The organism is Nocardiopsis sp. NPDC058631 (genome assembly GCF_042716955.1).
Taxonomy (GTDB): domain Bacteria; phylum Actinomycetota; class Actinomycetes; order Streptosporangiales; family Streptosporangiaceae; genus Nocardiopsis.
In genome coordinates, this window is record NZ_JBHXQY010000072.1 from 1 (window position 1) to 24,015 (window position 24,015).

The following is a 24,015-nucleotide window of genomic DNA, read 5'->3' on the forward strand; positions in this document are numbered from 1 at the left end:
TTTTTGTTTTAATCCCACCGCCCCCCGGGGCCCCGTACCCGGGGGCCAACCCCCCCCCAAATGAGTTGGGGGGGGGGGGTTTTTTAAGTTCAACCCCGGCCACCCCCCTTTGGGGGGAGACAGCCCTACGAGGCGGGATGCACCACGACGTAGCGGTTGGGCTCCTCACCCTCGGACTCGCTGCGCAGCCCGGCCGCGGCCACCGCGTCGTGCACGACCTTGCGCTCGAACGGGGTCATCGGCTCCAGAGGATGGATCTCACCGGAGGCCTTGACCTTGTCCGCGGCCTCGGTCCCGATCTGGAAGAGCACCTTGCGGCGGCCCTCGCGGTAGCCGCCGATGTCCAGCATCAGCCGGCTGCGCTCACCCGTCGCCCGGTGGACGGCCAGTCGGGTCAGTTCCTGGAGGGCCTCCAGGACCTCGCCGTCCTCGCCGATCAGCTCGTCGAGGGTGGCCCCCACGACGGAGACCATCGCACGGTCGCCCTCGACGTCCATGTCGATGTCGCCGTCGAAGTCCCCGATGTCGAGGAGTCCCTCGATGTAGTCCGCGGCGATGTCGCCCTCGTTCTCCAGGGCCTCCACATCGACTCCGGCCTCGGGCGCCTCAGCCACCGCTACTCCACCGTTCTCTTCCTCGCTACTGCCCACAGCGATCCCGTCTCCTCATCCATCACGCCCTGGCCGTCGTACGCCTCAGGGGCATTGTCGCCTGCGCACTCGAAAGTCTTCGCAACCGACCGAAGCCGGGAGGGGCCCCTACAGGGGTCCACCGCCGGCGCGCTTGGAACGCGGCTGCTTCTTCGGCTGCTTGCGTTCGATCTTAGGCTGTTCCTTCGGCTCAGGAGCGGATTCGACAGCCTTCTTTCGGCCGAGCATCCCCTTCGCGGAGCCGCTGGGGGAGGCACCGCCCTTGGCCTTGTCGTCGGCCTGGCCGGGAAGGGGCTGCTTCCGGTAGAGGAAGTGCTGCTGGACCATCGTCCAGACGTTGGAGGTCACCCAGTAGACGAGCACACCCACGGGCATCGCCAGACCGAAGAGCCCGAAGAGGGGCGCCATGTACATCATGATCTTCTGGGTCTGCATCATGGGGTTGTCAGGCATCTGCGAGATGCTGCGCTTCATGCTCTGACGCATGGTGAGGAAGGTCGTCGTCCCCATCAGCACACAGGCGATGGCGATGATGACCTTGGCCATGATCGGGTTGGTGGCGCCCAGCGCCATCAGCTCTTCGGGAGAGCTGTTGAACTGCGCGGCGACCGGTGCCGAGAAGATCAGAGCCTGGCGGGCGCTCTCCACCAGCTCCGGCGTGAAGTTGTACTGGACGTTGCCCTCGGCGACGCTCCGCAGCACGCTGAAGAGCGCGAAGAAGACCGGCATCTGCAGGAGGAGCGGAAGGCAACCCATGATCGGGTTGGTGCCGCTCTCCTGGTACAGCTTCATGGACTCCTGCTGGAGCCGCTGCTGGTCGTGCTTGTAGCGCTCCCGCAGCTTCATGATCTTCGGCTGGATGTCCTGCATCTTCCGCTGCGTGTTCATCTGCTTGACGAACAGCGGGACGAGCAGGAGCCGCATGAGCACGGTGAGCAGCACGATGGACAGGCCCCAGGCCCAACCGCTGTCTGTGTCGAGGCCGATGAAGGTCAGACCAGCGTGGATCTTGACCAAGATCCAGCCGACGATGTTGTAAAGCCAGTCCAGCACCGGCCAACTCCTATTTGCTTCGGTTCAGCTACTGGTCCCCGGGAGCGGTTCCGGCGTGACCGGCCTCGCCCGTAGACTCCTCGGACTCCTCGCTCCGGCGCCCTCTGGGCGGCGGAACCGGATCAAGACCCCCCGGGTGGAAGGGGTGGCAACGGCCGATTCGCCTGATCGCCAACCACGACCCGTAGAGGGCTCCGTGCACACGCAGTGCCTGGACGGCGTACGTGCTGCACGAAGGGTAGAAACGGCAGACCGGGGGGAAGAGCGGGCTGATGAAGCGTTGGTAGCCCCGGATGGGCAGGATCAGCACACGCGCGAACGCCGTCGGTCTGTGCTCGGTCATCGGCTCGCCCACCGTTCTCCACCCTCGTCCGGGCAGCGGTTCCCTGCTGCTTCGCTCTTCGCCGGTCCCGCCTCGGGCGGCCGGGGTCCACCGCGGCCGCGCCGACGACGCGACGACGATCCGCGGGGACGCATCACCGCGGCGATCGCGCTGTCGAGTTGCGAGGCCAGGTCCTCCTGCCGCAGGGAAGCGGAGGCGGGCTTGGCACGCACTACCAGCAGGCTACCGTTTGGCAGAACAGCCAAGAGGGGCCGCATCGCATGGCGCAGCCTGCGCTGGACGCGCTTGCGCACCACCGCTCCCCCGACCGCCTTGCTCACGACGAAACCGACGCGTGGCGGGTCCGCCGGAGCCGCCGGATCGGCGGTCCCGGACGGGGGCGGGAGGTAGACGACGCCCACGGCGTCGCGCGACGAGCGCCGGCCGGAGCGCATGACGGAAGCGAACTCGGCGCTGTGGCGCATCCGGTTCCTCGGCGACAGCATCCGCGCTCCTCCGGGTGTCGGGACTTCTCCCCACGAAAAAGGGACCGGCCGGCGAGAAGGCCGGACCGGTCCCGAAGAACTTGGGGCTGAGCGTGGCCTAGTGGCTCACGGTCAGCTCCGCGCGCCCCTTACGACGCCGCGAGGCGATGATGGCGCGACCGGCGCGCGTACGCATGCGCAGCCGGAAGCCGTGGACCTTCGCGCGACGCCGGTTGTTCGGCTGGTACGTACGCTTGCTCACTACTGGCTCCAGGGGCGTGTCAGGAAAGTACTACGACGGACCCCCAGGATATGCGGGGTCCCAGGGTGCATGAGCCGCAGCCGCGCGACCGTTGTGACAGGTGCGCAGGCAGATGGTCGGCATAAGCATAAAGAAGATACGACCTGGTGCGGTCGCGGTCAAATCAGACCTGTCCGGGCCGCTCCGGGCGGCCTCCCTGGAACCGCGGACGGCCCCTCCGCTGCGGCCCACCCCCGCCACCAGCCTGTGGACAACTTGTTGCCCACAGGGGCGTTCGGCTTCCACACACCACCCTCCCTGTGGATAACCTCAGCCTGTGGATAACTCACGGCGCCACCGCCTCCCTCCGCGCCCGCCCCCGGGGGCAGCGCGCGTACACACGCTCTGACCTGCGCATTGTGGATAAGCCAACGCTGTGCACAGAGATCTGCCATCCTGTGGATAAACCTGTGGACAACTTGTGGACAACGCCCTCGATCTGTGGATACCCCGTCATGTCCACCCGGGTGGCGGCTCTGGGGCAGTGAGGTTGTCCACAGGCCCAAACCGCACCGAAACGCCTACCCCACCGCGTTCCCCTGCCCCGGCACTACCCCGGGGGGAGGACAATGGGAAGCCGCCCTCCGAGGCCTGCGGCCCCCCGCGGGCGCATGACCGACGGCACTCCGCAGGCTCCCCCGTCGCCCGTCCCCTCCCGCTCCACCCGCACCGCACAGATCCGCACCGAAGGGACAGCACCCATGGCAGGTCACCTTGGCTGACGCACAGGTCAACCTCGCAATGGTCTGGTCCAGCGTGTTGGACGGGATCGACAACGACTCCCTGCCAGCGCACCAGAGGGCATGGCTGCCGCAGACCCGTCCGCTGGGCCTGATCGAGGACACCGCGCTGATCGCGGCGCCCAACGAGTTCACCAAGAAGGTGCTGGAGACGCGCCTCTACCCGGCCATCAGCAAGGCGCTCTCCGCGCACCTGGGCCGGGAGATCCGGGTCGCGGTGACGGTCGACCCGACCGCCGTGCCGACCCCGCCCCCCACCCCGGCGGCCCCGACGTCCTACGGCGCCCCGATCGGCCGGGGTGTGGACGCGGACCGCGCACACACCTTCTCCCCGGGAACCCCCGGCCCCGCCTCGGCCGGATCGTCCTCGCCGACGGCCCCGGAGCCCCACGGGGGCGGGAGTCCGGCCCCGCAGGCACGGCCCGAGCCCAGGGGCCAGCACGCGCGCCCGGCCCCGCAGCAGGCGGAACGGCACCCCGAGGACGGGAGCGCCCCGACCGTGGCCGGGGACGCCGCCGTGGGAGCGGGAGCCCACCACACCCCGGCGCCGCAGGCACCCCACCGTCCGTGGCCGACCGGCGAGGCCGAACGCGCCGACCTGCTCGGCCCCGCCCCGGCCGCGGACGGCTACCCGCACGACGGCGGATCCGGCCCCTCCGCGGACGGCCAGGGCGCCCAGTCGTACGCGGCCCGCGACATCCCGGCTCCCTGGGTCCAGCAGACCTTCGCGACCCCGCAGGAGACACCGACCTCCCGCCTGTGGGAGCAGCCCTCCGCCAGGGAGCGCCACCGGGAGCCGGAGTCGTGGCAGCAGCAGAGCTGGAGCGGCCCCGGCTGGGACCAGCCCAACCGGTGGGAGACCCCGCGGGGCCCGTCCGCCCGGCCCGAGCCGTTCCCGGGGCCGGGGGAGGAGGCGGACCAGGCACCCGCGGCCCCGGACCCCGAGCAGCGGTCGCAGCCGGTCCGGGCTTCGGCGCGGCCCGCCCCGCCCTCCCCGTCAGCGCCCCCCGGGCGTTCCCCGGAGGTCCCGCCGGGCGAGCACGCGCGGCTCAACCCCAAGTACACCTTCGACACCTTCGTCATAGGCTCCAGCAACCGCTTCGCGCACGCGGCGTCGGTCGCTGCGGCCGAGGCTCCGGCCAAGGCCTACAACCCCCTGTTCATCCACGGGGGCTCCGGGCTGGGCAAGACCCACCTGCTGCACGCCATCGGGCACTACACGCACCGTCTCTACGAGGGCTCGCGCGTGCGGTACGTCAGCTCCGAGGAGTTCACCAACGAGTTCATCAACTCGATCCGGGACGGCAAGGCGGACGGGTTCCGCCGCCGCTACCGGGACATCGACGTGCTCCTGGTGGACGACATCCAGTTCCTGGAGAACAAGGAGCAGACGCAGGAGGAGTTCTTCCACACCTTCAACACGCTGCACAACTCCGACAAGCAGATCGTCATCTCCAGCGACCGGCCGCCCAAGCAGCTGACGACGCTGGAGGACCGGATGCGCAGCCGGTTCGAGTGGGGCCTGCTCACCGACGTCCAACCGCCCGAGCTGGAGACGAGGATCGCGATCCTGCGCAAGAAGGCGGCGCAGGAGGGTCTGGCCGCCCCGCCGGAGGTCCTGGAGTTCATCGCCAGCAAGATCTCCACCAACATCCGCGAACTGGAGGGAGCGCTGATCCGCGTGACCGCCTTCGCGAGCCTGAACCGGCAGTCGGTCGACCTGGACCTCACCAGCCAGGTGCTGCGCGACCTGGTACCCAGCACGGAGGTACCGGAGGTCACGGCCGGGGCGATCATGTCGCAGACGGCCGCGTACTTCGGCCTGACGGTCGAGGACCTGTGCGGGACGTCGCGTTCCCGGGTCCTGGTGACGGCCAGGCAGATCGCCATGTACCTGTGCCGGGAGCTGACCGATCTGTCCCTGCCCAAGATCGGGCAGCAGTTCGGGCGCGACCACACCACGGTCATGCACGCCGACCGCAAGGTCCGCGCGCTGATGGCCGAGCGGAGGTCGATCTACAACCAGGTGCACGAGCTCACCAGCCGGATCAAGGACCAGCCCTCGCTGACCTGAGCCGCGTTCCGCGTAGGGAGGGGGTCCGCCGTCCGGCGGGCCCCCTCCCTGGCGTCAGGCCCCTGTCGGCGGCCCCCGGCCCCCTCCCGCGGCTTCCCTGCTGCCCCGGGCCGGGGGGAGGCCGCAAGCCGACACGTCGCCCTGTGGACATGTCGACCCGTCCACAGGGCGACGTGTCGACATCTCGTGCTCCGGTACCCGGTTGCGAGCCCTCCGGCCGAGTTATCCACAGGCTTGTGCGCGTGAACGCCCCGCCTTGGGCGGGTTCGCCGGTCCGCACACCGCAGGGGCGGTTCGTCCGCGACACTCACCGTTTCCCCTGGTTCAGGGGCCTCACGGCCCCCTGTTGCCCTGCCCACACCGGCGTCGGGGGGCGTCCGGCGGTGCTCCGCCCCTGATCACGGCGCATGCCGGGGAGAGGGCCTGTGGAAAAACCTGTGCACAGACTCTTTGTCCATGTTCGGGAGGTCTGTGGAGGGTGTCGGAAAAAAACTTTGGCGGATTCTCGCGGAGGTTATCCACAGGAGGAGGGTGAAATCTGTGGACAACCCTGTGGACAAGCTGTGGACAACCGCTCCGAAGCTGTGGGTAACCCACCCCTTCCCTGTGGACGCCCACCAGGCCCCTCACGCTTCCACACCCCGCTCTGCTGTGGACAACCTGGGGAAAACCTGTGGACGAACCTGTGGACGCCGTGTGGACAACCAAGAGGGGCCTCTGGTTGTCCACAGGACCCTTGAGTTACGCACAGGGTTACGCACAGGGCCTGTGGACAAAAATTCGCGCTCTGACCTGCAGCAATGATGGTTATCCACATTATCCACAGGCCCTACTACTACGGCGCACCTTCATTAACCAAAGTGTGGCTTCACAACAGCTTCGCGGAAAATCTGTGGACAACGGCCCGAAACGAGAGCGACGACAGACCGGTGCCGAGCTGTCAGCGGCAGGGGAGGAATCCGGGTAACGTGTGGTCTCGCCCCTGTCCTCCGCCGCCCACATCCGAGCGGTGGCCCCTACGGGATCCGAGCCGGCTCCCAGGCGCTGTCCACAGCCCTGTCGACGGAGTCCTCCGGCAGACCCCAGACACCCCACGAGCTGCAACGTTGAGGCTTCGACCGGTACACCGGTCGTGCGGAAAGTGAGTCGGAGAGTGAAGTTCCGGGTCGAACGCGACGTCCTGGCCGAGGCAGTCGCCTGGACCGCGCGCACACTGCCGACGCGCCCCTCGGTGCCGGTCCTGGTCGGCATCCTGCTGGAGGCCGGCGAGTTCGAGGGCCGACAGCAGCTGCGCCTGTCCGGCTTCGACTACGAGGTCTCCACCCAGGCTGCGGTCGACGTCGAGGTCGAGGAGCCCGGCCAGGTCCTGGTCACCGGCAAGCTCCTCGCCGAGATCACCCGCAACCTTCCTCCACAGGCTGTGCAGGTCGCCACCGACGGGTCCAAGGTCGTCGTCACCGGCGGCAGCGCGAAGTTCACGCTCAACACCATGCCCGTCGAGGACTACCCCACGCTCCCGGAGATGCCCGGCGTGAGCGGGACCATCGGCAGCGACGCCTTCGCGGCGGCCGTCAGCCAGGTGGCCGTCGCCGCCGGCCGTGACGACACCCTGCCGATGCTGACCGGCGTCCGCGTCGAGATCGAGGGCGAGACGATCACGCTCGCCTCCACCGACCGCTACCGCCTGGCCGTGCGCGAGCTGACCTGGAAGCCGGAGAACCCCGACCTCTCCGCGGTCGCGCTGGTCCCGGCCAAGACGCTCCACGACACCGCCAAGTCGCTGACCTCCGGCGCCGAGATCTCCATCGCGCTCTCCAGCAGCGACTCCGGCGAGGGCATGATCGGCTTCGCGGGCGGCGGGCGCCGCACCACCACACGCCTGCTGGACGGTGAGTTCCCCAAGTACCGGGCGCTCCTGCCGGACACGTTCAACTCCGTCGCCGAGGTCGGACGCGCCGAGTTCATCGAGGCGGTCAAGCGCGTGTCGCTCGTCGCCGAGCGCAACACCCCCCTGCGACTCTCCTTCAGCCAGGGCCAGCTGGTCCTGGAGGCCGGTACCGGCGAGGAGGCCCAGGCCGTCGAGGTCCTGGAGGCCGAGCTGGACGGCGAGGACATCCAGATCGCGTTCAACTCCGGGTTCCTGCTGGACGGGCTCGGCGCCATCGGCACCGACGTCGCCCGCATGAACTTCACCACCTCGACCAAGCCGTCGATCCTCACCGGGAAGCCGGCGGAGGAGGGCTCGGCCCCCGAGTACCGCTACCTGATCATGCCGGTGCGTCAGCCCGGCTGATCCGGACAGGTTTGATTGACTGGCGTCCGCCGACCGGCCCGCGGCTTCCGCCCCGGGCCGGTCGGCGTCCAACCGCAGGTGGCGAAGGGGAGCACAACCATGCAGCTCGGCATGATCGGTCTCGGCAAGATGGGCGGCAACATGGCCGCCCGGCTCCGGGAGAAGGGCCACGAGGTCATCGGCTACGACGTCGCCTCCGAGGAGCGCGACGTCGACACCCTGGACGCGTTGGTCGGCCGCCTGGCCGCCCCCCGGACGGTCTGGGTGATGGTCCCCGCGGGTGACCCCACCTCCGCCACGGTCGCCGAGCTCGGCGGGCTCCTTGAGGAGGGCGACCTCGTCATCGAGGGCGGCAACACCCACTACGTCGACGACCGCACCCGCGCGGAGTCCCTGTCGGCCAAGGGCATCGGCTACGTCGACGCCGGTGTCAGCGGCGGTGTCTGGGGCCGGCAGAACGGCTACGGCATCATGGTCGGCGGTGCGGCGGCCGACATCGAGCGGGCGCGCCCGGTCTTCGACGCCCTCACCCCCGACGAGGGCGGCGGCTTCGTGCACGCCGGCGGCGTCGGCGCGGGCCACTTCGTGAAGATGGTCCACAACGGCATCGAGTACGGCATGATGCAGGCCTTCGCCGAGGGCTACGAGCTCATGGCAGCCTCGGACGTCGTGGACGACGTGCCGGGCACGTTCGAGAGCTGGCGCGAGGGCACGGTCGTACGGTCGTGGCTGCTCGACCTGCTCTCCCGGGCCCTGGAGCAGGACCCCGACCTCGCGGAGCTGCGCGGCTACGCCCAGGACTCCGGAGAGGGCCGGTGGACGGTCCAGGCCGCCGTGGACCTCGCCGTCCCGGCCCCGGCGATCACCGCGGCGCTCTTCGCCCGGTTCGCGTCCCGCCAGGACGACAGCCCCTCCATGAAGGTCGTCGCCGCACTGCGCAACCAGTTCGGCGGGCACGCCGTCACCAAGGCCGGCGCCGCCGACGACCACGACGAGCCCTGACCCTTCACCCCGGCCCCGCCGCACCCGCACCATCCTCTCCCCTCCGGGGACGCGCCCCCGTGCCCGTCCCCGGGACCACCGCACCCTTCTCCGCCCGTTGTCCGCGTCACCGCCCCAGGAGGAAGGCCGGATGTACGTATCCCACCTGCAACTGGCCGACTTCCGCTCCTACGAGTCCGCGCTGCTGGAACTCGCGCCCGGCGTGAGCGTGTTCGTCGGCTCGAACGGCCAGGGCAAGACCAACCTCGTCGAGGCGATCGGCTACGTGGCCACCCTGGGCAGCCACCGGGTCTCCTCCGACACCCCGCTGGTCCGCCAGGGTGCGCCCCGCGCGATCGTCCGGGCGAAGGTGGTCCGCGACGAGCGCGCCATGGTGGTGGACCTGGAGCTCAACCCCGGCCGCGCCAACCGGGCCAGGATCAACCAGGCCGCCGCAGGTCGGCCGCGCGACGTCCTGGGGATCCTGCGCACGGTGCTGTTCGCGCCGGAGGACCTGGCCCTGGTCAAGGGCGATCCCGGTGAGCGCCGTCGTTTCCTGGACGACCTCCTGGTGGCCCGTACACCCCGTATGGCGGGGGTCCGCTCCGACTACGACCGGGTGCTCAAGCAGCGCAACGCACTGCTGAAGTCGGCCTCCAGCCGTATGTTCAAGCAGCGCTCGGCGCCCGACCTGAGCACGCTGCAGGTCTGGGACGACCACCTGGCCGAGGCGGGTGCGGAGCTGCTGGCGGCGCGGCTGGGGCTGGTGGAGGAGCTGCGTCCGCGGATCGGGGCGGCGTACGCCGGGCTGGCCGACGCGGGCGGGCCGGCCGTCCCCCACTACCGGAGTTCCGCGGCTCCGGAGGGGGTCGGGCTTCCCGAGGACCGTCCACAGCTCGCGGACGTGCTTCGCGCGGCCATGGCGGAGTCGCGGGACAAGGAGCTCCAGCGCGGGATCAGCCTGGTGGGGCCGCACCGGGACGACCTCCACCTCCAGCTCGGGGAGCTTCCGGCCAAGGGGTACGCCAGCCAGGGGGAGTCCTGGTCGTACGCCCTGTCACTCAAACTCGCCGCGTTCGAGCTGCTGAGAGCGGACGGGGACGACCCGGTGCTCATCCTGGACGACGTGTTCGCCGAACTCGACAGCGAGCGGCGCCGCAGGCTGGCCGAACGGGTGCGCGACGCCGAGCAGGTCCTGGTGACCGCCGCCGTCGCCGAGGACATCCCCGAGGAGCTGGACGGTGCGCGGTTCGGCGTGCGCGAGGGGGCAGTCGAGGGTGAGTGACCGCTATCCACAGCCTGTGGACGCGCCGCGCGGATTCCCGCAGCCCGACCCCGGCCCGGGGGCGTCGGCCTTCGGTCAGGGCGTGCTCCGTCCACAGGCTGTGGACGGAGCACGCCGCTCCCCCGACCCGGCTTCGTCCGCCCCGCCCGCTCCGGTGGTCCCCGCCGAACCCGTGGCGTCCGGCGCCGACCTCGCGCGGCAGGCGCTCGCCCGGGCCAAGGCCGAGGCGCGGGACCGAGGTGCCGTGCCCCGCGGCTCCCAGCGCTCCCGGCGGCGTGGCCGGTTGCGGTCACGCAACGAGCCTCAGCTGTTCGGCGAAGCCGTGCGGACCTGGCTGATCGAGCACGGGTGGCAGGAGCAGGTGGCGATCGGTGGCGTGTTCGGCCGCTGGTCGGACATCGTGGGGGAGTTCAACGCCGAACACATCCGCCCCGAGAGCTACGCGGAGGGTGAACTGGTCGTGGTGGCCGACTCGCCGACGATGGCCGCCCACGCGCGGGCGATGGTGCGCGATCTGATGCGCCGCCTCAACGAGGAGCTGGGCGACGGGACCGTGGTCGCCATCAAGGTCAAAGGTCCCGGGTTCCGGCGCCGCTGAACCGCCCCCGCGCCGGCTGCCGTACCGGTGCGGGCCCCGTTCTCCGTCCACAGCCTGTGGATAGTCGCAGGTGAGCGCGTTTTCGCCAGAAGCACTGTGCTGTCGGGGGTGCGGGACGCGGGGTGCGCGAACCGCGGGGGCGATGCCGATCCGGTGCCGTCCCCAACGCCACTGAAGCGCGCCGGGACTTGCGGAAGACCCCTCCCGCGTGTAGGGAGTCGGCTCCCTCCCTGAACGTTCGTTGTGATGCGGCACAGGGCCGCCAATGCCACTTTGTCGTACCGCGCGGGGTATCATGGAGACGGTTCTTCAGACGCCTGTAGCCGGTACCACGCCCCCAGGAGAGGGTGGGCGCACGGCCCATGCGGCTAACGGTGATCCCCCAGGTGTCGCGGCACGTTGACCCTCCGATCCCCGTGTCGCGGGCCTACCGTCGTCCGCTCGGCCACGGTCGGCAGGCGTCCCCAGCAGGAGGGTGTTCCCAGTTGGCCTACGACGCAAGTTCAATCACGGTTCTCGAGGGTCTTGAGGCAGTACGCAAGCGCCCCGGCATGTACATCGGTTCCACCGGAGAGCGGGGCCTGCACCACCTTGTCTACGAGGTGGTCGACAACTCGGTCGACGAGTCGCTGGCCGGGCACGCGGACGCCATCGAGGTCACCCTGTTGGAGGACGGCGGGGTGAGGGTGGCCGACAACGGCCGCGGCATCCCGATCGGCCTCCACCCGGTGGAGAAGCGTCCCGCGGTCGAGGTCGTGCTGACCACGCTCCACGCGGGCGGCAAGTTCGACGGCAAGTCCTACGCGGTCTCCGGCGGCCTGCACGGCGTCGGCGTCTCCGTCGTCAACGCGCTGTCCACCGCCCTTGACGTGGAGATCCGCCTCGACGGCCACGTCTGGCGCCAGCACTACGAGATGACCGCGCCCACGGGCGATCTCATCAAGGGCGAGGCGAGCGACGAGACCGGTACCCAGATCACGTTCTGGCCGGACGGCTCCATCTTCGAGACGACGACGTTCACGTTCGAGACCCTCGCCCGCCGGATGCAGGAGATGGCCTTCCTCAACAAGGGGCTGTCCATCACCATCCGGGACGAGCGGCCCGAGCACACCGACGGCGGCCCGACCGTCAACACGTTCCACTACGAAGACGGCCTCTCGGACTACGTCCGGCACATCAACGCCAAGAAGGAGCCGGCGCACGCGTCGATCATCTCCTTCGAGGAAGAGGGCGACGGCATCGCGGTCGAGATCGCCATGCAGTGGAACCAGTCGTACACCTCGTCGGTCCACACCTTCGCCAACACGATCAACACGGCTGAGGGCGGCACCCACGAGGAGGGCTTCCGCTCCGCGCTCACCACCCTGGTCAACCGGTACGCCCGCGACCAGAAGCTGCTGCGCGAGAAGGACGACAACCTCACCGGTGACGACATCCGCGAGGGCCTGACCGCGATCATCTCGGTCAAGCTCACCGACCCGCAGTTCGAGGGCCAGACCAAGACGAAGCTCGGCAACACCGAGGCCAAGTCCTACGTCCAGAAGGTCACCAACGAGCACCTGCGCGACTGGTTCGAGCGCAACCCGGGCGAGGCCAAGGACGTCGTGTCCAAGGCCAGCCAGGCCGCCCGCGCCCGTGTCGCCGCCCGCCAGGCACGCGACCTCACCCGCCGCAAGACCCTGCTGGAGACCACCTCACTTCCGGGAAAGCTGTCGGACTGCCAGTCCACCAACCCGGAGGAGTGCGAGGTCTACATCGTCGAGGGCGACTCGGCCGGCGGCTCCGCCAAGGGCGGTCGCAACCCGCACAACCAGGCCATCCTGCCCATCCGCGGCAAGATCCTGAACGTGGAGAAGTCCCGGATCGACCGGATCCTCAAGAACAACGAGGTCCAGGCGATCATCACCGCCCTGGGCACCGGCATCCACGAGGAGTTCGACGCCGAGAAGCTCCGGTACCACAAGGTCATCCTCATGGCCGACGCCGACGTCGACGGTCAGCACATCCGCACGCTGCTTCTCACCCTGCTGTTCCGCTTCATGAAGCCGCTGGTCGAGGCCGGGAACGTGTACCTGGCCGCGCCGCCGCTGTACAAGATCAAGTGGGACCAGAAGGGCAGCGACGCGAGCTACGCCTTCTCCGACGCCGAGCGGGACCGGGTCATCGAGGCCGGGATCGCCCAGGGGAAGAGGGACCCGCGCCCGCGCGACATGGTGCAGCGGTTCAAGGGTCTGGGCGAGATGAACGCCAACGAGCTGTGGGACACCACGATGGACCCGGACCGCCGCGTCCTCCTCCAGGTCAGCCTGGAGGACGCGGCCCAGGCCGACGAGATGTTCAGCGTGCTCATGGGAGAGGACGTCGAGTCGCGGCGCGCCTTCATCCAGCGCAACGCCAAGGACGTCCGCTTCCTGGACATCTAGAGGGACCGTGTCCGGGGCGCGGTCCCGGGCAGTGAACCACGCTCAACGCAAGCTTCGTAGAAGGGATCGACATCCGTGACGGATGCGAACAACCCGGACGCTCCTGAGGGTGCGGACTCCACTGTGGAGGCGCCCCCGCGTGTGACCGACCGGATCGAGCCGGTCGACATCCAGGTCGAGATGCAGCGCAGCTACCTCGACTACGCGATGTCGGTCATCGTCGGCCGTGCACTCCCCGACGTCCGCGACGGCCTCAAGCCCGTCCACCAGCGCGTGCTCTACGCGATGTACGACGGCGGCTACCGCCCCGACCGCGGCTACTTCAAGTGCGCCCGCGTCGTCGGCGACGTGATGGGCAACTACCACCCGCACGGCGACAGCGCCATCTACGACACCCTCGTGCGCCTCGCCCAGTGGTGGTCCATGCGGATGCCCCTGGTCGACCCCAACGGCAACTTCGGCTCCCCGGGCAACGACCCGGCCGCCGCCATGCGGTACACCGAGTGCAAGCTCGCCCCGCTGGCCATGGAGATGCTCCGGGACATCGACAAGGAGACCGTCGACTTCCGGCCCAACTACGACGGCCGTTCCTCCGAACCCGTCGTTCTTCCGGCCCGCTTCCCGAACTTGCTGGTCAACGGCTCGTCGGGCATCGCGGTCGGTATGGCGACCAACATCCCGCCGCACAACCTGCGCGAGATCTCCGACGGCGTCAACTGGTACCTCGACAACCCGGAGAGCGGGGACGAGGAGCTCCTCGACGCACTGATCCAGCGGGTCAAGGGCCCCGACTTCCCGACCCGGGGACTCATCGTCGGCAAGCGCGGCATCGAGGAGGCGTACCGGACCGGTCGCGGCTCCATCACCATGCGCGCCGTGGTCGAGGTCGAGGAGGACCCCCGGGGCCGCCAGACCCTGGTCATCACCGAGCTGCCCTACCAGGTCAACCCGGACAACCTCGCCCTGAAGATCGCCGACCTCGTCAAGGACGGCAAGATCACCGGCATCGCCGACGTCCGGGACGAGAGCAGCGGCCGGACCGGCCAGCGCCTGGTCATCGTGCTCAAGCGCGACGCCGTGGCCAAGGTGGTCCTCAACAACCTCTACAAGCACACGCAGCTCCAGGAGACCTTCGGCGCGAACATGCTCGCGCTGGTCGACGGCGTGCCGCGGACCCTGCGCCTGGACCAGATGATCCGGCACTGGGTCAAGCACCAGGTCGAGGTCATCGTCCGGCGCACCCAGTACCTGCTGCGCAAGGCCGAGGAGCGGGCGCACATCCTGCGCGCGCTGCTGCGCGCCATGGACCGCATCGACGAGGTCATCAGCCTCATCCGGGCCAGCGCCTCCGCCGACGAGGCGCGCACCGGTCTGATGAACCTCCTGGAGATCGACGACATCCAGGCCCGCGCGATCCTCGACATGCAGCTGCGCAAGCTCGCCGCGTTGGAGCGCAACGCCCTGACCGCCGAGTACGACGAGCTGATGTCCCAGATCGCCGACTACAACGACATTCTCGCCTCGGACGTCCGCCAGCGGAGCATCATCCGCCAGGAGCTCGGGGAGATCGTCGAGAAGTACGGCGACGAGCGGCGCACGCACATCATCCCGTTCGAGGGTGACATGCGCATGGAGGACTTCATCGCCGAGGAGGACGTGGTCGTCACGATCTCCCGCGGTGGATACGCCAAACGCACCCGTATCGACAACTACCGGGCGCAGAAGCGCGGCGGCAAGGGTGTACGCGGCGCCCAGCTCAAGCAGGACGACATCGTCCAGCACTTCTTCGTCACCACCACCCACCACTGGATCCTGTGCTTCACGAACCAGGGCCGGGTGTACCGGACGAAGGCGTACGAGCTGCCGGAGGCGGCACGCGACGCGCGCGGCCAGCACGTGGCGAACCTGCTGCCGTTCCAGCCCGGGGAGGAGATCGCGCAGATCATGGCGCTGCGCGACTACGAGGCCGCGCCGTACCTGGTGCTCGCCACCCGTGAGGGCCTGGTCAAGAAGTCCCGCCTGGAGGACTTCGACTCGGCGCGCGCGGCCGGCATCATCGCGATCAACCTCCGCGACGAGGACGAGCTGATCGCCGCCCGCCTGGTCTTCCCCGACGACGACCTGCTGCTGATCTCCAGCGACGCCCAGGCGATCCGCTTCCCGGCGTCCGACGAGTCGCTGCGGCCGATGGGCCGGGCCACCAGCGGTGTGATCGGCATGCGGTTCCTGGAGGGCGACTACCTGCTCAGCATGGACGTCATCCGCCCGGACGACGGTTCCACCGACGTCCTGGTCGCCACCGAGAACGGCTACGCCAAGCGCACCCCGTCCGAGCAGTACCCGGTGCAGAACCGGGGCGGCAAGGGCGTTCTGACGGCCAAGGTCGTCGAGGCCCGGGGCAAGCTGGTCGGTGCCATGATGGTCGACCCCGAGGTGGACGAGATCTTCGCGATCACGTCCGGGAGCGGCGTCATCCGCACCGGCGCCGCCGAGGTCAAGCAGTCGGGCCGCACCACCATGGGCGTCCGCCTGATGAACCTCGACAAGGGCAACAAGATCGTGGCCGTGGCGCGCAACGCCGAGGCCGCGGAGGAAGCCGAGGCCGACGCCGTCGCGGCCGAGGTCGCGGAGGCCGCCCAGGCCGAAGCCATCGCCGACACGGGTGAGAGCGCGGTCGACGGGGATCGCAACCCTGAGGCCTAGACTGCGCGTTAAGCCCGATAAGGACCGTGGGGTTCGCTTCGCGAACCCCACGGGGTCCGAACGCGTCAATTACCCGTTCTCAACGAAAGTCCAGCGGTAACGTTTCTATGTCTGACAACCAGCGGAACACCACCACGAACGAATCCGACTCGGACACGGCAGGAACCGCCGCGGTCGGGGACATGGAGACGGCCGGTAGGGACACGGTCGAGGCGGAGGCCACCGGGGCCGCCGAGACGCCCGTGAGCGAGGGCGTCGAGGAACCCGGGGAGGAGGCGAAGGCCCCCGCCGAGACCGGGACCGAGGCCGGAGCCGCACCGGAGCCCGAGGCCGTTGCCACGGCCGAGGAGCCCGTCGTCCCCGCAGCCGCGTCGTCCAAGCCGTCCAAGCTGTCCGAGCCGTCGGAGGAGGAGCCTGTGGCGGAGGACCGCGCTGAGGCGGGGGGTACGCCAGTGACCGAAACGAAGGCCTCGGTGCCCGAGGGCCCGAGCGCCGTGAAGGCGAGCTTGTCCAGTCGCAAGGCCCACCTGACGGTCTCCCGGGTGGAGCCCTGGTCGGTGATGAAGTTCAGCTTCGTCATCTCGTTGGTCTGCTTCATCGTCCTGTTCGTGGCGATCGCCGTCGTCTACGCGACGCTGTCGATGCTGGGTGTCTTCGAGGAGTTGACCAACATGATCGACGCCCTCCTGGAGGGTGACGGCGGTGACGGTGAGCTGGGCCTCAACCCGGCCGCGTGGTTCTCGCCCGGCCGCGTGCTCGGCTACACCGGTGTGGTCGGCGCGCTGAACATCGTGCTGATCACGGCGCTGTCCACCGTGGGCGCGATGGTCTACAACCTGGTCGCCGACCTGGTCGGCGGCGTGGACGTGACGCTCTCCGAGGCCGAGTAGGTCGTTCGCGCGGGCCCGGTCCTTCCGTGGGAGGGCCGGGCCCGCACGCGTACCGAGCACTCCCGCACAGGGGTAAAATAGGAGGTGAAGAGGGGCACGGAACCCGTGTCTCCCTTCGTTTCCGTGCCAGGTATCCGGTTCGCTCCGGGATCGCGGATACGGTAGAGTTCCCTCGGAACGAGGGCGTATAGCTCAGTCGGTTAGAGCGCATCCCTGATAAGGATGAGGCCCCAGGTTCAAGTCCTGGTACGCCCACACAGCTTGTTCACAGCAGAGCCTTGCTTCTCCGATCGGAGAGCAGGGCTCTTCTTGTTGTGCCCGCCGTTCGTCCGCGGGGGCGCTGGGGGATCCACTGGCAGAACGCACACTCCCCCGGCGCCGAGCGGTACCGACAGGACGCCAAGTCGACAACAGGTCGAATCGCTGTGTCGACCCGGCAGGGGGGCTCACCGCGCCTGGCGAGGCCGTACAGCTCTCGAATCGTGAAGGCCTTGCGCTCCTCGGCCGCTGTTCTCCCGCGCGGTGGTTTCGTCGTCGAGGGGGTGGGGCTCTGTGGCCACAGCTCGTGACAGGTGTGAGCCGGACGAGCGGACCAAAAGGATCGACGGGAAGATCGCCGAGGTCCTGGGCCAGGACGAACGCAGCGCGGTCATCCGTTCCATAGCCGGAGACCGTGCCGCCTGCTTCTACCTGTCGGCGCAGCCGGCGCTACCGCGGCCGGGGCGATGCTGAGGGACCCTGCCCCGGTGCCTGTGGCGGACTCGGCATCATGAGCCCCACACGGACGTGATCCTGGAGGCGTTCGGGGCCTTTCCACGTGGCAGGATCCAGGTACGGCACACCAGGAAGATCAACACGATCTCCACCGGCGCGCCCGCGTAGTACATCAGCTCGGCCCCTGCGCGCGCCTGTTCGGCGGGGACCCCCTCGGGCGGGGCGGCATAGAGGGTTTTGGCGAGGATGTTGTGCGCCGCGATCGCCAGGACCAGCGCCGCTGCCCGCCACGGCGGGGAGGGCCGGTGCGGCGCCGGGTCGGGGCCGCCCACGACAGCGAAGGTGAACAGGTATCCGGCGGCCAGCACATGCGCGTGGACCAGGGCGTGCACCAAGGGGTCGCTGTGCGTGGTGGTGTACAGGGCGGTCCGGTAGAGCACCCACAGTCCGCCGATGTTGAGCGCCCCCGCCACGAACGGATTCGTCAGCACCGCCAGTGGGAGTGAGGACAGCAGCCGGGCGAGGGGGCGGGACGTGCGCACCGGCAGTACCCGCAGGGCCAGGGTGACCGGGGCCGCCAACACCAACAGGAGCGGACCCAGCATCCCCAACAGGACGTGCCCGGCCATGTGAGCGGTGAAGTCGTGGTGGGCTCGTTCGGCCAAGGGGCCGACCAGGGCGACGCCCACGCACAGCAGGCCCCCCGCCCATGACGAAGTGCGTGCGACCGGCCAGGAGGTGCCGCGCCTGTGCAGGATCACCACCGCCACCGCGTAGGCCATCAGGGCGGTCACCAACAGGATCGCTGCCGCCGATTCTCCCGGGTTGGGCCAGGCGGATTCGGGGACGTGGTGTTCGTGGTGGTCCATGGGGTCAGGCCCTGGCCTCGGTGGGTTCAGCGGACCGGCCCGCGCGTCGTGCGGTGACGGTCCACAGCACGATTCCAGCGAGGAGAAGGACGGCGGCGATGACGTTCCACGTCACGTCGTAGGGCACCAGGTCCACGCCGTAGCGAATCTGGTGCAGGCCCATCACCTTGTGGTGGACCAATCCGTCGTAGAGCTGGAAGGACCCTGCCCCGGTCAGCCACCCGGCGGTGAAGGCCAGGCCCCAGAAGGTGTGTTCGCGGCGCAGCGCGGTGACCATGAGCAGCGAGGCGACGGTGGCGAACCAGCTGAAGGCGTGGAAGAGCCCGTCCGAGACCAGTCCCACGTCGCTGGTGGACAGATCGTAGAAGTGGTGCCAGTGCAGGAGCTGGTGGAAGACCACCTCGTCGACGAAGGCGACCGTCCCCAGGCCGAGCAGGATGCCCGCGATCAGATTGCGGCCGTGGCGTGAGCGCGGATTTCCTCGCGTTGGTGTGGACATCGTTTCCCCTTGGAGGCCGGGCCGGTCTTGTGTTGAGCCGTTGTACACGGCTACCCGAGGGCCAAGGGAGAAACACGCAGGCCCGCTGACGCTTCCACTGATCGGGTGCAATCCAGCCAGAGCCTTGACGCAGACATTGACAGGGCTCTTCTCGCTGTGTCCGCCGTTCGTCCGGGGGAGCGCTGGGGAGTCCTCGTGCGGAACGGGCGCTCCCCCCGCGGCGGAGACGAACCGACTGGTCGATGAGTCGACAAGAGGACGAAGCGCCATGTCGCCCCGACTCCGGCAGACCCTCCCCTCCCCTCCCCTCCCCTCCCCTGGCCGGCAGGGCCGCGTCCGGTGCTCCGGCGGGAGCCGGAACACCGGACCGGCGGGTCAGCCGGGCGGGGAGGGCTCGGGGCGCGGGCTCCACCAGGTGCGGGAGGCCCAGGCGCCGAGTCCGATCCCGAAGAGGACCATGCCCGCCGTCATGAGCCACTCGTTCGACCCCTCCGGCCCGTAGACCCTGCTGGCCGAGCCGACGTCCACGGCGACGGTCTCGTTGCCCACCGGACACGTCTCCCGGTCCCTGCCGTACAGGTACACGTTTGCGCGTTCGGGTCCTCCGGTGTCGGGCACGAAGGTGCCGTAGCAGGTGCAGGACTCGTGCCCCGGGTGCTGCACGCAGTCCACCCGGCTCCCGGTGAAGGAGCCGGGAGCCCCCTCCGCGCGAGCGGCGCGAATACTCCGCTCCACGTTGGAGGCCCCCGCCCAGATGATCAGCGCAGCGATCAGTAGCAGTGCCACGCTGAACGCCGAGCCCTGTCTCCGTCGGGTGCTCAACGCCCCCGCCCGGCCGTCTCACGGGCGCAGTCGCACCGCATCACCTCCCGCTCGACCGCGTTGGGCCGCACGTGCAGGTACATCGCCACGGCCATCGGGACGAAGACGAGCGTGTTGTAGAACAGGTGCAGCTCCACGCGCGGGATCAACAGCTGGATGAGGCTGGTCGGGACGTCACCTCCGCCGATGTAGGCCCCGCTGGAGACCTGGACGAGCAGGATCAGGTGCTCGAAGTGGTGCCAGACCTGGATGACCAGGGACACCGTCCACCACGTCCGCGACCGCCCGGTGAAGCCCGGTAGGAACAGGAGCAGGCCGAGCAGCATGATCAGGGCGTAGCCGTAGTGCATCCACTCGGAGGTGACCAGCCAGGGGAAGGGGATGCCGAGTACGCCGCGCGCCTCCGCCAACGGCCAGTCGAGCGCGTAGATCTGGACGGCCTGCACGATGTGCTCGGCCCAGTGGGCGATCACGATGAACAGGTACAACCGCAGGCACAGCTGGTGACGGTGGCCGTTCAACACGTCCATCGCCTGGTGGTACCGGTCCGAGGGGGCCGCTCGCGAGGCCTCTCCGGGCCGTTCGGCAGCACTGGTGGGGGTTTGCGACATGGGCGTTCTCCTTCAGGGAGCTCAGCCGTCGCCCGCGCGAGGGGGAGTGGACGACGACGGGGTGGGGGTTGGTTCGGTGGGCGCGGTCGGTCCGCTCTCCGGCGCCCGCCCGTTGAGCAGGGACGCGCCGACCAGGACGAGGCCGCGCAGCACGCAGGTGATGACGAGCGCGAAGAAGAGCCCGAACACGACGTGGAAGCTGACGAGGATGCCGTACACCGCCGCCGTGGTCAGGCCGAACACCATCTGGTTGCGCGGTTTCGAGGGTGTCGTCCCCGGGTCGGTGATCATGTAGTTCATGTAGAGGATGAAGGCCACGCCGGTCATCGGCATGAGCGCGGCGAGGAGCACGTGGTCCAGGAAGAGCCACCTCAGCACCGCTTGGAGGCCGAATCCCATCACCCAGCCGAGGATCAGCGGCCAGCGCTTGGTGAGGTTGACGTTGAGCATCGTCCCGGCCATGAGGATCCCCAGGGGGATCAGCCAGTCCACGGTGCCCCAGGCGTTGTTCGTGAAGTGGTAGGGCGGTGAGATGCCCACCCACGGGAACAGCAGCAGCGTCACCGCGATGCCGAAGTTGGAGGGGTTGAGGAAGTGCCGCCAACGCCCTCCGACGGGCAGTCGGAACAGGTACTTGCTGCTCACCGCGACGGAGACCGCGAACATGTACGGCCAGAGCGACGCGTTGCCCCACAGGAGCATCGCGCACGCCAGCCCGGCGATGTGGGTGGGCAGCAGGTAGTCGACCATCTTTTTGGCGCCGCCCATGTATCCGGGCGTCCTGCCCGCAGCGCGTGCGTCGAGCGTCTCCAGGGCGAGGTCGAGCGCGTAGCCGAACAGGACGGCCACGATCGGTGTGAGGGGCGACTGCTCGAACCCCAGGAACAGGTGCCCGATGATGGTGAACACCGTGATGGAGGTGGCGAACATGCGCAGGGCCTTCACCCTGCGGTCCACCGCGGGTTTGGCGCCGCCCTCCGGGGGGTTCGCCGCGGGGGTGTCCTCGGCAGGGTCGGGAGCGGAGCCCCTCGTGCCCTCGGATCTGGTCACGGTCATCGGACTACCGCCGTTCCGTCGTCATCGAGGAGAACCGTGTGGGTTCCCGGTTCCACGACCAGGTCGGCGCTGTGCTGACCGCCGTCGCCGTCCCTCCAGGAGACGGTGAGCGGCAGGTCTGCGCCCGGGGCCGCCAGGTGGACGAGGGAGTCCGAGACCCCCACGTGTCCGTTGGCGTGGAAGAGCTCCCTGGTCTGCGGCGGGTGGCCCTCGTCGTCCACCCGCACAGTGGCGCCGATCGCGGGAGTCAGGGCGTCTTCGCCGGCGGCGCCCGGACGGACCAGGCGCAGGACGACGCCGGGGTCGGCGTCGGGGGCCGTGTTCAGCAGGAGGCGCGAGTCCTCCCACTGGTTGGCGACCACCACGTCCAGGAGGCCGTCGCCGTTGACGTCGCCGAAGGCGAAGGCCCGGGTGACGTCGTATTCGGAGATACCCACGGGCTCCGCGAGGTCGGCGTACGTGCCGTCGTCCCCGCGCACCCAGAAGGGGTTGGTCTCGTGTCCGGAGAGGTCGTCGCCCTGCGCGAAGTTGGGCCAGACCGCGGGGTGCTGGAGCAGCCGGTCGTTGCCCATGGCGATCTCCTGGAGCTCCGGCCAGCGGGTGTCCTCCCCCTTGAGGAAGCCGGTGGCCTGGAACAGCTCGTCCGTGCCGTCGTTGTCGAAGTCGCCCGACTTGACGTCCCAGGACCATCCGCTGCGGGCCAGCCCCAGTTCCTCGCTGCCCTCCGTGTAGGGGACCGTGCCGTCGAGGAGTTCGGCCCCGTCGCCGTCGGGCACGAAGGCGAAGTTGCTCTCGTGGAGCGCGTAGGGGCTGGTGATGTTGCTGACCACGATCATCGGGAGATCGGAGCCGTCGGTGTAGGTGAAGGCCACCCCCATACCCTTGAAGGAGCCGTTCCCCATCACCTGGGACTTGGGTGTGATCATGTCCCGGTCGCCCTTCAACAGCTCCAGCCGGACGTCCCCCGGGGTGGAGTGGTTGACGAGGAGGCTGTCGTTGCCGAAGTCGTTGCCCAGGTAGATGTCGGGCACCCCGTTCCCGGTGAGGTCCTGGAAGCCGATCGCCAGGGTCCAGGCGGTGGTCGCCCGTTCGGGAATGGCGTTGCTCGCGTCGGTGACGACGGGCGGGGCGTCCGCCTTTCCCGTCGGTTCGGTGAGCAGGAGGCGGTTGCGTCCGCCGTTGGTGGCCAGCCCCATGCTCTGCTGCATCTCCATGCGGGTCTCGTCGTGGGCGTCGGGGTCCAGGACGCGGGCGCCGTCGGGGAAGTAGTTGCCGACCAGGACGTCCAGGCTGCCGGAACCGTCCACGTCGGCGACGTTCAGCGAGGTGGTGTTCCAGACCTGCATCGGCTCGACCAGCTCGTGGGCGGTGAAGTTCTCCGCCGCGGGCGTCGCGTCCGACCCTGCGGTGTTGATGAACTGGACCGGTGAACGGCCCCAGTAGTAGACGATGATGTCCAGGTCGCCGTCCTCGTCCAGGTCGGCGGGGACGCAGCCCATGGGGGCCATGGTGTGGTCGTAGGGCAGGCCCTCCGGAAGCAGTTCCACCACCGGGTAGTCGTCCTCCCCGCTGCCGGGCGCGTTGCGCAGGGTGACGCTGTCGTCCCGCGGGTCGATCAGGCACACGTCCGCCGACTTGTCGAGTCCGCGCAGGTCGAGCAGGGCTCCGCCCGCACCGACCGCGGAGATCCAACCTCTGAACGATTCGAGGGCGGGGGCCACCTCCCGTTCGTATCGGGCGTCCTCGGGTTCGGAGTTGAGCGCGAGCGTCTCGAAGGCGAAGGGCGCGGCCCGTGCGGTCTGTTCGGTCGCGCCTGGTGTGGGACGAATGGTCATGGTGCCCACCGCGCCCATCAGTGCCAGGGCCAGCGCCATCGTCGCCACGCGGTACATCATCCGCATAGGGGCTCCTCGGAGGCGGGTGGCGATGCCACCCGTCGGTATCAGGACGTTATTCAGGTTCACCGACGCCCCCGCATACCTCCATATCCATTCTTGCGACACTCGCAAAGTGAGCGAAACAAAGCGCAAGCGAGAGGACGCGCTCCGATCCATCGTCGGTAGATGCTCTACGGGAAAGCCTTGCCAACAATTCAGGGGAGAACACATGACCACCGCGAACCAGACATCCGTTCCGGGCCTTTCCGCCGAGGACACGGCCGGGGTGACGGCTCTCCCGGGCCGTATCGTCGCAGCGTGGGCCGCCCATGACTCCGCCGCGTTCGCCGAGGTGTTCACCGAGGACGGCACGATGATCCTCCCGGGCGTGATGTGCCGCGGGGGCGAGCAGATCCGGGCCTTCATGGCCCAGGCTTTCGAGGGTCCTTTCAAGGGCACCCGGGTGGTCGGAAACCCCGTCTCCGTGAGAGCTTTGGGGCCGGATGCGGCAGTCCTGGTGACCCAGGGGGGAATCCTCGCGCCCGGTGAGGACGAGGTGTCGGACGCGCGCGCCGTACGGGCCTCCTGGGTGGCGGTCCGCACCGACGGCGGGTGGCGGCTCGCCGCCTACCAGAACAGTCCCCGCGACGCGGCCTGAGCAGGGGGCGGGCCCCTTCGGGGCGATCGGGCCCGCACCCCTTTCGCCTGCCACCCCGCGCGAAATCCGTTCGAATTTGCTTTCGGAAAACGGCCTCAGTCCACGGGCAAT

General features: G+C 69.2%; 20 protein-coding genes and 1 tRNA gene. 10 read left to right on the plus strand and 11 right to left on the minus strand.

Annotation, left to right across the window (positions count from 1 at the left end):
* Positions 1 to 125: 125 nt before the first annotated feature.
* The 5 genes from ACFWTE_RS21410 to rpmH all read right to left on the minus strand — a co-directional run bounded on the left by ACFWTE_RS21410 (position 126) and on the right by rpmH (position 2,772).
* Positions 126 to 614 carry a protein jag gene (locus tag ACFWTE_RS21410; protein ID WP_378781422.1) on the minus strand — a complete coding sequence of 163 codons (489 nt, stop codon included), beginning with the start codon at positions 612 to 614 and terminating at the stop codon, positions 126 to 128.
* A gap of 144 nt (positions 615 to 758) precedes the next feature.
* Entirely contained in the window at positions 759 to 1,703 is a 945-nt protein-coding gene (gene yidC, locus ACFWTE_RS21415) for a membrane protein insertase YidC (RefSeq protein ID WP_378781423.1), read from the minus strand.
* 28 nt (positions 1,704 to 1,731) lie between these two features.
* Positions 1,732 to 2,046 (minus strand): membrane protein insertion efficiency factor YidD, encoded by a 315-nt coding sequence (gene yidD / locus ACFWTE_RS21420; protein ID WP_330094922.1) that lies wholly within the window; start codon positions 2,044 to 2,046, stop codon positions 1,732 to 1,734.
* Positions 2,043 to 2,531: a ribonuclease P protein component gene (gene rnpA, locus ACFWTE_RS21425; RefSeq protein WP_378781424.1), complete on the minus strand. Its 489-nt coding sequence runs from the start codon at positions 2,529 to 2,531 to the stop codon at positions 2,043 to 2,045. The genes yidD and rnpA overlap by 4 nt, the downstream gene beginning before the upstream one ends.
* A gap of 97 nt (positions 2,532 to 2,628) precedes the next feature.
* Positions 2,629 to 2,772, minus strand: coding sequence for a 50S ribosomal protein L34 (gene rpmH / locus ACFWTE_RS21430; RefSeq protein WP_378781426.1), 144 nt, complete (start codon positions 2,770 to 2,772; stop codon positions 2,629 to 2,631).
* 780 nt (positions 2,773 to 3,552) lie between these two features.
* Here rpmH and dnaA point away from each other — a divergent pair.
* The 9 genes from dnaA to ACFWTE_RS21475 all read left to right on the plus strand — a co-directional run bounded on the left by dnaA (position 3,553) and on the right by ACFWTE_RS21475 (position 17,053).
* The gene (dnaA, locus tag ACFWTE_RS21435; protein ID WP_378781451.1) at positions 3,553 to 5,625 is read left to right on the plus strand and encodes a chromosomal replication initiator protein DnaA; all 2,073 of its coding nucleotides are present in this window, start codon (positions 3,553 to 3,555) and stop codon (positions 5,623 to 5,625) included.
* Between the two features lie 1,153 nt (positions 5,626 to 6,778).
* Positions 6,779 to 7,918, plus strand: a complete 1,140-nt coding sequence (gene dnaN / locus ACFWTE_RS21440; protein ID WP_378781427.1) for a DNA polymerase III subunit beta — start codon at positions 6,779 to 6,781, stop codon at positions 7,916 to 7,918.
* Between the two features lie 99 nt (positions 7,919 to 8,017).
* Positions 8,018 to 8,920: a phosphogluconate dehydrogenase (NAD(+)-dependent, decarboxylating) gene (gene gnd, locus ACFWTE_RS21445; protein ID WP_378781428.1), complete on the plus strand. Its 903-nt coding sequence runs from the start codon at positions 8,018 to 8,020 to the stop codon at positions 8,918 to 8,920.
* A gap of 130 nt (positions 8,921 to 9,050) precedes the next feature.
* Complete coding sequence (recF, locus tag ACFWTE_RS21450; RefSeq protein ID WP_378781429.1) at positions 9,051 to 10,184, plus strand: DNA replication/repair protein RecF; 1,134 nt, start codon at positions 9,051 to 9,053, stop codon at positions 10,182 to 10,184.
* A gap of 100 nt (positions 10,185 to 10,284) precedes the next feature.
* Positions 10,285 to 10,782, plus strand: coding sequence for a DUF721 domain-containing protein (locus ACFWTE_RS21455; RefSeq protein ID WP_378781453.1), 498 nt, complete (start codon positions 10,285 to 10,287; stop codon positions 10,780 to 10,782).
* A 485-nt stretch (positions 10,783 to 11,267) separates the two neighbouring features.
* Positions 11,268 to 13,205: a DNA topoisomerase (ATP-hydrolyzing) subunit B gene (gyrB, locus tag ACFWTE_RS21460; protein ID WP_378781430.1), complete on the plus strand. Its 1,938-nt coding sequence runs from the start codon at positions 11,268 to 11,270 to the stop codon at positions 13,203 to 13,205.
* A gap of 75 nt (positions 13,206 to 13,280) precedes the next feature.
* On the plus strand, positions 13,281 to 15,908 hold the full coding sequence (gene gyrA, locus ACFWTE_RS21465; protein ID WP_378781431.1) for a DNA gyrase subunit A: 2,628 nt from the start codon (positions 13,281 to 13,283) through the stop codon (positions 15,906 to 15,908).
* Between the two features lie 107 nt (positions 15,909 to 16,015).
* Positions 16,016 to 16,798, plus strand: coding sequence for a DUF3566 domain-containing protein (locus tag ACFWTE_RS21470; RefSeq protein WP_378781432.1), 783 nt, complete (start codon positions 16,016 to 16,018; stop codon positions 16,796 to 16,798).
* A 181-nt stretch (positions 16,799 to 16,979) separates the two neighbouring features.
* A tRNA-Ile gene (locus ACFWTE_RS21475) sits at positions 16,980 to 17,053 on the plus strand.
* Positions 17,054 to 17,565: 512 nt separating this feature from the next.
* On the opposite strand, the gene ACFWTE_RS21480 is transcribed toward ACFWTE_RS21475, so the two are convergent.
* The 6 genes from ACFWTE_RS21480 to ACFWTE_RS21505 all read right to left on the minus strand — a co-directional run bounded on the left by ACFWTE_RS21480 (position 17,566) and on the right by ACFWTE_RS21505 (position 23,270).
* A complete protein-coding gene (locus tag ACFWTE_RS21480; protein ID WP_378781433.1) occupies positions 17,566 to 18,381 on the minus strand; it encodes a cytochrome c oxidase assembly protein in 816 nt (271 codons plus the stop codon).
* 4 nt (positions 18,382 to 18,385) lie between these two features.
* The gene (locus ACFWTE_RS21485; protein WP_378781434.1) at positions 18,386 to 18,880 is read right to left on the minus strand and encodes a DUF2243 domain-containing protein; all 495 of its coding nucleotides are present in this window, start codon (positions 18,878 to 18,880) and stop codon (positions 18,386 to 18,388) included.
* Between the two features lie 375 nt (positions 18,881 to 19,255).
* Positions 19,256 to 19,666, minus strand: a complete 411-nt coding sequence (locus ACFWTE_RS21490) for a hypothetical protein (protein WP_378781435.1) — start codon at positions 19,664 to 19,666, stop codon at positions 19,256 to 19,258.
* Between the two features lie 32 nt (positions 19,667 to 19,698).
* Entirely contained in the window at positions 19,699 to 20,313 is a 615-nt protein-coding gene (locus tag ACFWTE_RS21495; RefSeq protein WP_378781436.1) for a hypothetical protein, read from the minus strand.
* A gap of 21 nt (positions 20,314 to 20,334) precedes the next feature.
* Complete coding sequence (locus ACFWTE_RS21500; RefSeq protein ID WP_378781438.1) at positions 20,335 to 21,369, minus strand: enediyne biosynthesis protein UnbU; 1,035 nt, start codon at positions 21,367 to 21,369, stop codon at positions 20,335 to 20,337.
* On the minus strand, positions 21,366 to 23,270 hold the full coding sequence (locus ACFWTE_RS21505; RefSeq protein WP_378781439.1) for an FG-GAP repeat domain-containing protein: 1,905 nt from the start codon (positions 23,268 to 23,270) through the stop codon (positions 21,366 to 21,368). Before ACFWTE_RS21505 ends, ACFWTE_RS21500 begins: the two co-directional genes overlap by 4 nt.
* Positions 23,271 to 23,475: 205 nt before the next feature.
* Here ACFWTE_RS21505 and ACFWTE_RS21510 point away from each other — a divergent pair, with 205 nt between their 5' ends.
* A complete protein-coding gene (locus tag ACFWTE_RS21510; RefSeq protein WP_378781440.1) occupies positions 23,476 to 23,904 on the plus strand; it encodes an SgcJ/EcaC family oxidoreductase in 429 nt (142 codons plus the stop codon).
* Positions 23,905 to 24,015 lie beyond the last annotated feature (111 nt).

Coding starts and splice junctions, on each gene's coding strand:
- yidD (WP_330094922.1), bottom strand. CDS start 2,046: ATGACCGAGCACAGACCGACGGCGTTCGCGCGTGTGCTGATCCTGCCC.
- rnpA (WP_378781424.1), bottom strand. CDS start 2,531: ATGCTGTCGCCGAGGAACCGGATGCGCCACAGCGCCGAGTTCGCTTCC.
- dnaA (WP_378781451.1), top strand. CDS start 3,553: ATGGTCTGGTCCAGCGTGTTGGACGGGATCGACAACGACTCCCTGCCA.
- gnd (WP_378781428.1), top strand. CDS start 8,018: ATGCAGCTCGGCATGATCGGTCTCGGCAAGATGGGCGGCAACATGGCC.
- recF (WP_378781429.1), top strand. CDS start 9,051: ATGTACGTATCCCACCTGCAACTGGCCGACTTCCGCTCCTACGAGTCC.
- ACFWTE_RS21470 (WP_378781432.1), top strand. CDS start 16,016: ATGTCTGACAACCAGCGGAACACCACCACGAACGAATCCGACTCGGAC.
- ACFWTE_RS21480 (WP_378781433.1), bottom strand. CDS start 18,381: ATGGACCACCACGAACACCACGTCCCCGAATCCGCCTGGCCCAACCCG.
- ACFWTE_RS21485 (WP_378781434.1), bottom strand. CDS start 18,880: ATGTCCACACCAACGCGAGGAAATCCGCGCTCACGCCACGGCCGCAAT.
- ACFWTE_RS21495 (WP_378781436.1), bottom strand. CDS start 20,313: ATGTCGCAAACCCCCACCAGTGCTGCCGAACGGCCCGGAGAGGCCTCG.
- ACFWTE_RS21500 (WP_378781438.1), bottom strand. CDS start 21,369: ATGACCGTGACCAGATCCGAGGGCACGAGGGGCTCCGCTCCCGACCCT.
- ACFWTE_RS21505 (WP_378781439.1), bottom strand. CDS start 23,270: ATGCGGATGATGTACCGCGTGGCGACGATGGCGCTGGCCCTGGCACTG.
- ACFWTE_RS21510 (WP_378781440.1), top strand. CDS start 23,476: ATGACCACCGCGAACCAGACATCCGTTCCGGGCCTTTCCGCCGAGGAC.